The sequence below is a fragment of the Mesorhizobium sp. M7A.F.Ca.CA.002.15.2.1 genome, assembly GCF_003998715.1.
Taxonomy (GTDB): Bacteria; Pseudomonadota; Alphaproteobacteria; order Rhizobiales; family Rhizobiaceae; genus Mesorhizobium; species Mesorhizobium ciceri.
The window spans coordinates 1-9689 of the sequence record NZ_RZPI01000141.1; the positions used below are offsets into that span (position 1 = coordinate 1).

At 62.9% G+C, this 9689-nt stretch carries 10 protein-coding genes, 2 tRNA genes and 1 pseudogene; 10 read left to right on the forward strand and 3 right to left on the reverse strand.

Going from position 1 to position 9689, the window contains the following annotated elements; all coding sequences use genetic code 11:
• From ENZ74_RS10935 to ENZ74_RS34380, 3 genes are all read right to left on the reverse strand, one after another.
• Window positions 1–542, reverse strand: a 542-nt coding sequence (locus ENZ74_RS10935) for an aldehyde dehydrogenase family protein (protein WP_127312772.1), incomplete at its 3' end; no start/stop codon positions are given.
• A gap of 190 nt (window positions 543–732) precedes the next feature.
• Window positions 733–1683 (reverse strand): AEC family transporter, encoded by a 951-nt coding sequence (locus tag ENZ74_RS10940; RefSeq protein ID WP_063168175.1) that lies wholly within the window; start codon window positions 1681–1683, stop codon window positions 733–735.
• Window positions 1684–1753: 70 nt separating this feature from the next.
• A complete protein-coding gene (locus ENZ74_RS34380) occupies window positions 1754–1987 on the reverse strand; it encodes a hypothetical protein (RefSeq protein ID WP_032898557.1) in 234 nt (77 codons plus the stop codon).
• A gap of 20 nt (window positions 1988–2007) precedes the next feature.
• On the opposite strand from ENZ74_RS34380, the gene ENZ74_RS35065 reads away from it, so the two are divergent.
• The 10 genes and pseudogenes from ENZ74_RS35065 to ENZ74_RS10990 all read left to right on the forward strand — a co-directional run.
• Window positions 2008–2310: a hypothetical protein gene (locus ENZ74_RS35065; RefSeq protein WP_244514304.1), complete on the forward strand. Its 303-nt coding sequence runs from the start codon at window positions 2008–2010 to the stop codon at window positions 2308–2310.
• Window positions 2307–2855 carry a histidine phosphatase family protein gene (locus ENZ74_RS10950; protein ID WP_063168176.1) on the forward strand — a complete coding sequence of 183 codons (549 nt, stop codon included), beginning with the start codon at window positions 2307–2309 and terminating at the stop codon, window positions 2853–2855. The genes ENZ74_RS35065 and ENZ74_RS10950 overlap by 4 nt, the downstream gene beginning before the upstream one ends.
• 227 nt (window positions 2856–3082) lie before the next feature.
• Window positions 3083–3156, forward strand: a tRNA-Tyr gene (locus tag ENZ74_RS10955).
• A gap of 2 nt (window positions 3157–3158) precedes the next feature.
• Window positions 3159–3228, forward strand: a tRNA-Asn gene (locus tag ENZ74_RS10960).
• 352 nt (window positions 3229–3580) lie between these two features.
• Window positions 3581–4723, forward strand: coding sequence for a slipin family protein (locus tag ENZ74_RS10965; protein WP_063168177.1), 1143 nt, complete (start codon window positions 3581–3583; stop codon window positions 4721–4723).
• Window positions 4724–4953: 230 nt separating this feature from the next.
• Window positions 4954–5235, forward strand: coding sequence for an acyl carrier protein (locus ENZ74_RS10970; protein WP_010909964.1), 282 nt, complete (start codon window positions 4954–4956; stop codon window positions 5233–5235).
• A 56-nt stretch (window positions 5236–5291) separates the two neighbouring features.
• A complete protein-coding gene (locus tag ENZ74_RS10975) occupies window positions 5292–6482 on the forward strand; it encodes a beta-ketoacyl-ACP synthase (protein WP_063168178.1) in 1191 nt (396 codons plus the stop codon).
• A gap of 43 nt (window positions 6483–6525) precedes the next feature.
• The gene (locus ENZ74_RS10980; protein WP_127312773.1) at window positions 6526–7803 is read left to right on the forward strand and encodes a beta-ketoacyl-ACP synthase; all 1278 of its coding nucleotides are present in this window, start codon (window positions 6526–6528) and stop codon (window positions 7801–7803) included.
• 36 nt (window positions 7804–7839) lie between these two features.
• Window positions 7840–8866, forward strand: a pseudogene (locus tag ENZ74_RS10985) (zinc-binding dehydrogenase).
• Between the two features lie 4 nt (window positions 8867–8870).
• On the forward strand, window positions 8871–9689 hold an 819-nt coding region (locus tag ENZ74_RS10990), incomplete at its 3' end, for a lipid A biosynthesis lauroyl acyltransferase (RefSeq protein ID WP_127312774.1).

A 9689-nucleotide genomic window follows, 5' to 3' on the forward strand; every position in this document is an offset into this window, starting at 1 on the left:
GGCTTGACCACGGCGGTGCAGCCGGCGGCGAGCGCCGGGCCGAGCTTGCGGGCCAGCATCGAGGACGGAAAATTCCACGGCGTGATGGCGGCGATGACGCCAACCGGCTCCTTGGTCACCAGGATGCGGCGGTCCGCCCATGGCGAGGGCACGACGTCGCCATAGGTGCGGCGACCTTCCTCGGCGAACCACAATATGTAGGACGCGGCCGAGCCGATCTCCCCCTTCGATTCGAACAGCGACTTGCCCTGCTCGATGGTCAGCAGTTCGGCCAGTACGTCCTGATTGTCCATCATCGCGTCGTGCAGCTTGCGCAGCAGCTTCGAGCGCTCGAGCGCGGTCGTCTTGCGCCAGGTCTTGAAAGCTTCCGCGGCGGCTTCGATGGCGCGGCGGGTCTCGGCCTTGCCCGACTTCGGCACGGTGCCGATCTTGAGACCGGTGGCAGGGTTGTTGACGTCGACCGTCTGGCCGCTGTCGGCCTGCACCCATTCGCCATTGATGAGATTGGCCTGCCGCATGAAATGGCTGGTTTTCTGAAGCATGCTATCCTCCGTTCGGCGCCCTGACGGGCGGGTCTGTGAAATCTTCGGTGCGCGTGCGCCATGGACTGAGGCCGGCACGCCGGAGCCACTGCTCTTTACCGAGGGCAAGGCACGCAAGCAATCGCAAGATGGCATATAGGGCTTGGGCCAGAGCGAGACGAGAGCAGGCTGACGTGCTTACACCGATGCCTTACCCGAAAACGTACAAGACAACAGTCAGCCAGAACGCGGTGGTGACGGCGGCGCAGGCCGTGGCGAGGGTCATCTGGTTCGACGCCAGCGCCTGGCCGGTGTTGAACTGCACCGCGATCAGATAGGAATTGACGCCGGATGGCATCGCGGCCACCATCACCGCCACCTTGGCCGTCAAGGGCGGCATGCCGAGCAACCAGACGAAGACCAGCACCAGCGCCGGCATCAGGAACAGCTTCAGCACCGAAAGCGCCAACGCCGGCCGGACATTGCCCGATATGCCGAAACGGCGCAGGCTGAGCCCCATGGCGAACAGCGCCACTGGCCCGGCAGTGCCAGCCAGCGTATCGACCAGCCGCGTGGCAAGGTTCGGCAGCGGCGCGCCGGTTAGGCGCCAGGCCAGCCCGGCCAGGATACCGATGATCAGGGGATTGGTGAACAGTCTTCTCAGAAAGCTCTGGACGATGCGCAGCAGGTGTACGGGCTCACTGCCACCGCGGCCAAATATCTCGAACATGATGATCGAAGCCATCATCATGGTCGGCAGATGCACGGAAACGAGCAGCGACAGCACTTCGAATCCCCTCGACCCGAATACGCCGAGAACGAAGGGAATGCCCAGCAGCACCACATTCGAGAAGGACGACGACACTCCACCGACGATGCCTGCGCGTGCGTCCCGCCCGAAGATCCGCGTCGTCACCAGATGGCCGGCAGCCCATGTCATTGCAACCGCCGTGAAGTAAGCGCCCCACAGCGGCCAAGGCGCCACGCCATGGAAGTCGGACTTCACCATCGTCTGGAACAGCAGCAGCGGCATCGCCACGTTGATGGCAAATTCCGAAATCCCCTCGCCGCTCGCCGGCTTCAGATAGCCGGTGAGCCCGGCGAGGTAGCCGAGCGCGACAAGGCTGAAGACGAAAAGAACGGTTTCGGTGAGCGGAGACATTTTTACCGTGAGGGGCGGGTTCCCCGTGATAGGCGAGCCAGGACCGCGACGCAATCGCGCCTGAATTTGATCATCGTCGGCTGGCAGCGTTATAGAGGGCTTGGATCATCAGGGCGGACACGAACGACAAATGGCCTTTGTCCGACTCTCGAACCTCAGTCTTTTGCAGCGGGCATGGCTGACGGCTTTCGTCGCCGCACTGCTTTGTCTTGCCGCGACCGCGCTTGCAGTTGCCGAGACGAAAAGCGACGCGCGCAGCGTCACCGATCGAGGCCGCATTCACGGCGACGCTGAAGGTATTCACCAGGGAAGCCTTCCGATGCAATGGCCTTCGCGCAGAACAATCTCGGGGATGTCAGCTGGAATCGGGCCAGCTATGGCGGCGGCAAGGCCGAATATCAAAAGGCGATCGGATTCTTCGAGAACGCCAAGCAGCGCTTTAGCGAAGCCGGCTACACCAGCCATCCCTCTCACCGACCAGAAGGTCGATCTGGTGAAGAAGCAGATGGCGAAGAAGTAGGTCTACGCTTCCCGCCGACCGCGCCTTGTCTTTCGGCCGGCTTTACCGTCCCTATATGTCCTGCCACCGGAACCCCTTGCCGGGAACCGCAGAAGGATAGCGGATGATTCGATTTGCCTTGGCGTTGTTCCTGCTTGTTGTTCCCAGCGTGGCGCACGCCACGGATGCAGGCTGGGCGCTGCTGCGCGACGGCGGACACGTCGTGCTGCTGCGCCATGCCATGGTCACCGGCACCACCGATCCGGCCAATTTCGACATCGACAGCTGCGCCACCCAGATGAACCTGTCGGCGCGCGGCAAGCAGCAGGCGAGCAAGATCGGCGCTCTGTTTGCCGCTCGGGCGGCACCGATCGAGCGCGTGCTGTCCAGCCGCTATTGCCGCTGCCTCGACACCGCCCGCATCGCCTTCGAGACCGACCCGGAACTCTTTGCACCGCTCGATCTCCTGAAAGGCGACGAGACGCAGAAGGCCGCGCAGATCGCTGCGATCCTGAAGGAAATCCGCGTCTATTCCGGCTCCGACAATCTGGTCATGGTCACCCATCTGGAAGACATCGTGGCACTGACCGGCATCTCACCGCGCGAAGGTGAGGCCGTCGTCGTCGAGCCGCAAGGCGATGGCCTGCGCGTGCTCGGCCGCGTCACCTTCTGAGCGTGCTGCGCGATCGCTGACGCCGAAAGCGGTGTTGCTGAAATGCCACCGTTGAAAGAAGCCGCAAATTCGCCGTGACAATGCCGCTTGCGACAACCCGTCGCAGGGGCTATAGGCGCGCTCCCGGTCACGAGAACCGAAGCGAGCACAACGGTTGGAGCTTTCGTCTCCGCCCGTGCAGGCGGCATTGCCGCCCTGTATACGGCGCCGCTTTGGGGATTGGGATCGCGGATGTAGCTCAACTGGGAGAGCGCCGGACATAATCCGGAGGTTGTGGGTTCGAGTCCCTTCATCTGCACCACGGATAGCTCAGTTTGGTTAGAGCATCAGATTGTTAATCTGACTGTCGAAGGTTCGATTCCTTCTCCATTGGCCTTGAAAAGCCATCCGAAAAACGGTCCGGGGACTGGAATGCGAAAGACTGGACGGGTGACCCAAGCCTTCGGGCGCGGATCATCTCAAGCGTCTTTCGCCATCGGCTCGCGGCCAGGCCCGCGGTGACGATCAAGGCGCGGTGTCGCCGGCAAGGGAGGCTAAGGCCTCCTGCGCCCGCTTCGCTGCCCCGCGATCCGCTCCCGAAGGCCCGCCACGGCTCGATGCCACCAGTCCCCGGATCATTCGTGCCCGGGCTACGACGCAAGAGACGACGTGAAACGAGAAACGAAGGGAAGATCGACGCATGACGTGACGCCTCGCATGGGGCCATGCCCGACAGGAGTAAGACAATGACCATTCTCGACAAGGTTCTTGGACGCGAGCGCGTCCTCGTAAAGGAAAACGAACGTGCCCTCGCCCTCCACAAGGGGGAGATCAAGGCTGTCCTGCTGCCGGGCGAGCACTGGCTCGCCAACCGGCGCGGCAGCCTCGAAGTGTCTCGGCACGATCTGAAGAACCCGGAATTCGTTTCGGCATACGAGAAGGCGTTGTTCGACAAGCTTCCGGATGTGGCCGCGCGTCATTTCACCGTCGTTCGCACCGGGCGCACGGATGTCGCCGTCATCGAGCGTGACGGCAATCTGCACGCCGTGCTGGCACCGGACCGCAAGCTCGTGCTGTGGACGGATGCCGGCCCGTGGAAGGTGACGCTGATCGACACGTCAGTCGATCTCGCCATCGATGCGGCGATCATGCGCCGGCTCGGCCAGGCCCGGAAGGCGGAATTGATGTCCGTCCATCCGGTCGTCGATGGTCAGGCCGGACTGCTGTTCATCGACGGTGTCCTGGTCAGGACGCTGACGGCGGGCGTGCATGGCTTCTGGAACGTCGGACGCATGGTGCAGATCAAGGTCGTCGACCTCAAGCGCCAGTCGCTCGACGTTGCCGGGCAGGAAGTGCTGACCAAGGATCGCGTGACGATCCGCGTCAACATCGCAGCCGAATACCGGGTCGTCGATCCGGTCAAGGCGGTCAGCATGGTGAAGGACTTCTCCGAAGCCCTCTACCGCGCCCTGCAATATGCCTTCCGCAAGACGCTTGGCGCGCTGACACTCGATCAGATCCTCGAAAAGAAGGTGACGATCGATGAGGAAGCGGCAGCCAAGGTCCGCGCCGACATGGCCGAGATCGGCGTGGAGGTCAGCGATATCGCGCTCAAGGATGTCATCCTGCCGGGCGAGATGCGCGAGATCCTCAACCAGGTGGTGTCGGCCGAAAAGCAGGCCGAGGCCAACATCATCCGTCGCCGCGAGGAGACGAACGCGACCCGTTCCCTCCTCAACACGGCCAGGGTGATGGCGGAAAACCCGGTGATGCTGCGGCTGAAGGAGCTCGAGGCGCTGGAAACCATCGCCGGCAAGGTCGAGCGGCTGACCGTCCACAACGGAACGGGCGGGCTGCTGAACGATCTGGTCAAGCTTCGCGACAGCTGATGCATGTCGCCAAAAGTGTTCCGCTTTTGGAAAAACGACACGCATCGAAATAAGGCTGACGTTGCGTCAACAGAAGGGCCGCCGGGTAAACCGGCGGCCCTTCTTGCGTTTCGAAGGAAACCTACCCATCTGCGCCCGGCGTATCAGGCCTTTTCCTGCCGGAAAAAACCGATTAGACAGCGCCCAAACAAGATGCGGACAGATTCCGCCCGCAACCGAAGGAAAAGCCCTTGTCCACCACGTTCGACAAAGTCGCCAAGATCATTGCCGACACCAGCGAGATCGATATCGACACCATCACGCCCGAGAGCCACACGATTGACGATCTCGGCATAGACAGCCTCGATTTTCTCGACATCGTCTTTGCCATCGACAAGGAATTCGGCATCAAGGTGCCGCTGGAAAAGTGGACCCAGGAGGTCAATGACGGCAAGGCTTCGACCGACGATTACTTCGTCATGAAGAACCTGTGCGCCAAGATCGACGCGCTGGTCGCCGCCAAGACCGCCTGACGTCAGTTGAGCGCACGATCTTGACGCGCTCTGCCGCCTGACCCACAAAGCCGCACATGAGCAGCCCCCGCGACGTCGTCATATCAGGTATCGGCCTTGTCTCCTCGCTGGGGGAAGGTCCTGACGCCCACTGGCAGAAGCTCGCGCAACCGGGCCCGCAGCCGGTGCTCGAAGCGACGCGCTTTGCACCCTATACTGTCCATCCGCTGCCTGAGATCGACTGGAACCTGCAGATCGCCAAGCGTGGCGATCAGCGCCAGATGGAAACCTGGCAGAGGCTCGGCACCTATGCTGCCGGCCTTGCACTGGACGACGCCGGCATCAAGGGCAATGACGAACTCTGCGCGACCATGGACATGGTTGTGGCGGCGGGCGGTGGCGAGCGCGACGAGGCGGTCGATGCCGCCATTCTCGCCGCTTCGGAAAGCCGCAATGACCGCGATGTACTGCTCAACGAGAAATTGACCACCGAATTGCGCCCGACACTGTTTCTGGCCCAATTGTCCAACCTGCTCGCCGGCAACATCTCCATCGTCCACAAGGTCACCGGTTCGTCCAGAACCTTCATGGGCGAGGAAGGTGCCGGTGTCGCCGCGGTTGAAACGGCCGCCGCACGCATCCGCTCGGGTCAGTCGACGCATATCCTGGTCGGCGGTGCCTTCCAGACCGAACATCCCGATATGCTGCTCGGCTATGAACTCGCCGGCTATCTGCATCGCGGCCCATGGAAGCCGGTTTGGCAAAGACAGGGCACTGAGGGCGGTGGCGTCGTGACCGGCTCCGGCGGCGCCTTCCTGGTGCTGGAGCAGCGCGAACACGCGATGAGCCGCGGCCGCAAGATCTATGCAGAACTTGGACCGGTCGTCTCCGGCCGCGCCCGGCGGCCACGGGGAGAACTCGACGCCGAGATCGCCGCACTGCTCAAGCAGGCTGCATTGCCGAACGGCAAATTGCTGACCCTGTCGGGCGCATCGGGGGCGCATGCGGCGACAACAGCCGAGAAGGCAGCGCTCGATGCCAATCCGGCGATCGCCGCGCGTGGCTTCTCGACGCTGACCGGGCACATGAAGGAAGCACAGTTTCCTTTCGCTGTGGCACTGGCGGCACTCGCTGTCGACCGCAAGGCCGCCTATCCTGTTTTTGATGCCGCAGCCGAGACGCCGTTCGAAGGCGTTCCCCAATCCGTCCTTGCAACGGCGATCGGCTATCACCAATTCGAGGGCATGGCGCTGGTCAATGCCGCGTAACGCGGCTCCACGACCCATGCTGCAACGATAAGAGGGCTCCCGGATGGCCCATCTCAGAGATCACATGGGCAGGCCGATCGTCGCCGTCACCGGCATCGGCGTGGTGACCTCGCTTGGCGTCGGCAAATCAGACAATTGGGCGGCACTGACCTCCGGCAAGTCGGGCATTCACCCGATCACCCGCTTTCCCATCGATCAATTGAACACCCGCATCTCCGGCATGGTCGATTTCCTGCCGTCGAGCTCGAAAGGCGCCAGCCCACTCACCTATGAGCTAGCCGAGCTTGCGGGCTTAGAAGCGGTGAGCGAAGCCGGTCTTGATTCCAGCGATTTCGGCGGACCGCTCTTCCTCGCATCGCCGCCAGTCGAACTCGACTGGGCCGAGCGCTTCTCGCTCTACAATTCTGACAAGGACAAGGATGACACCGCCGCCGAAAGACTGCTTCGGGTCGCGCGTAGCTTGAAAGAGCTGGATATTTTCGAGACCACCCAGTTCGGTTCGATCGCCGGCCGCCTTGCCGATCGCCTTGGCACGCGTGGTCTGCCGATCACGCTGTCGACGGCTTGCGCTTCAGGCGCCACCGCGATTCAGCTCGGTGTCGAGGCGATCCGACGCGGCGAATGCGACCGTGCGCTGTCGATCGGCGCGGACGGTTCCGCGACCGCCGAGGCATTGATCCGTTTCTCATTGCTTTCGGCGCTCTCCACGCACAACGACATCCCCGAAAAGGCGTCGAAACCCTTCTCCAGGGATCGCGACGGCTTCGTGTTGGCCGAGGGATCCGGGGCGCTGGTGTTGGAATCGCTTGAGACGGCATTGGCTCGCGGCGCGACTATTCTCGGCGTCCTGGGCGGTTGCGGCGAGAAGGCCGACGACTTCCACCGCACCCGCTCCAAACCGGACGCTTCACCGGCCATCGCCGCGGTCCGCGCCGCCCTCGTCGATGCCGGACTGGGTGAAGACGAGATCGACTACGTCAATGCCCACGGCACCTCGACGCCCGAAAACGACAAGATGGAGCATCTGGCGCTGTCGACGGTGTTCGGCGAGCGGATCGGCTCTATGCCGGTCTCGTCGAACAAATCGATGATCGGTCACACGCTGTCGGCGGCGGGCGCTGTCGAGGCGGCTTTCTCGCTGATGACGATGCGCGAAAGCGTCATTCCGCCGACCATCAACTATGACAATCCCGACCCCGCGATCGTGCTCGACGTGGTGCCGAACAAGAAGCGCAACGCCGAGGTCCGCACCGTTCTGTCGAGCTCCTTCGGCTTCGGCGGCCAGAACACTTGCCTTGTCATGGCGCGGGAACCGGTCTAAGCGACCTTTTTCAGCCAGACTGAACCGACAGGCCCCATGCGCGCATTGCAACTTATAGAGGACCGCCGTCTTGAGACGGTGGACCTGCCGCCTCCTCCACCGCCGGCACTCGGCGAAGTCACGCTGCGCATCAAGGCAGTAGCGCTGAACCATATCGACGTCTGGGGCTGGCGCGGCATGGCCTTCGCCAAGCGCAAGCTGCCGCTGGTCGTCGGCGCGGAGGCCTCCGGCGAGGTCGAGGCGGTTGGCCCCGGCGTTTCCAGCCTGCTGCCCGGACAATTGGTGTCGATCTATGGCGCGCGCACCTGCGGCCTCTGCCGAGCCTGCCGCGAAGGCCGCGACAACCTCTGCGAACATTTCGGGCGTGCACGGTTTCCATCTCGACGGTTTCGCGCAGGAGAAGATCAACCTGCCGGCCCGCCTGCTGGTCCCTGCCCCGCCCGGCGTGACCGACATCGGGGCGGCGGTGGCGCCCGTCACCTTCGGCACCGTCGAGCACATGCTGTTCGACAACGCCAGGCTTCAACCCGGCGAAACCATCCTTATCCATGCCGGCGGATCCGGCATCGGCTCGGCGGCCATCCAGTTGGCCAAGCGGATGGGTTGCACGATCATCACTACGGTCGGCTCCAACGACAAGATCGACAAGGCCAAGGCGCTCGGCGCCGACCATGTCATCAACTACCGCGACGACCGTTTCGAGGGCGTCGTGCGCAAGCTGACCAAGAAGAAGGGCGTCGACGTCGTCTTTGAACATGTCGGCGCCGACACATTCGCCGCCTCGATGCTGTGCCTGAAGCGTGGCGGCCGCCTGGTGACCTGCGGTTCGACCTCCGGCGTGTCGACGCAGATCAATTTGATGCAGCTGTTCCAGCAGCAATTGAAACTGCTTGGCTCCTTTGGCTGCCGCATGGAAAACATGGCCAACGCCATGCAGAAAATGGCGGCGGGACAGGTCGCACCCGTCATCGACACCGAAGTCGGCTTCGACGGTATCGACGCCGCGCTGAAGCGCATGGAAGGCCGCGACGTTTTCGGCAAGATCATCCTGCGCGTCGGCTAGAGCCTTGACCTCTGTATTCAAGAAGTTCCGCCGGGACCTCAAATTTCGTTACGGCAGGCAACTGCGCCAGCTCAATTACTGGCTGGTGGCGCGGGCAGCGATGATGATCATCTCGGTCCTGCGCCTGCTGCCGGCCGACAGTGCGCTGAATTTCGCCGACCGCGTCGCACGCCTGGTCGGCCCCCGGGTGGGACGCCATCAGGTCGCCGTCGACAATCTGCGCAAGGCCTATCCGGAAAAGAGCGAAGCCGAAATCCAGGCGATCGCCTCCGACATGTGGGGCAACATGGCTCGCCTTGCCGCCGAATACATCTTTCTCGACGCCCTCTTCGACTACGACCCCGCAGCCAGCGAGCCCGGCCGCGTCGAGGTCAAGGGAGCTGACCACTTCGTCGAAATAGCCAGCGAAGAGAAGCCGCACATCGTCTTCACCGGTCATCTCGGCAATTTCGAATTGCTGCCGGTGGCGGCCGCGACTTTCGGCATGAACATCACTGCGCTGTTTCGCCCGCCTAACAATCCCTATCTCGCCGACTACATCCTCTCGACGCGCCGCTCGACCATGGGCTCGTTGCTGCCATCCATGGCGGGCGCGTCATTCGCCCTGGCCGGGGTTCTGGAGAACGGCGGCAACATCGGCATCCTTGTCGACCAGAAATTCTCCAATGGACTGGAGACGACATTCTTCGGCCGTCCCTGCCAGAGCAATCGCGTGCTGGCCACCCTTGCCCGCCACTACGATTGCGACGTCTATCCGGCGCGCTGCGTCAGGCTGCCGGGCAACCGCTTCCGGCTCGAAATCGAGGACAAGTTGACCTTGCCG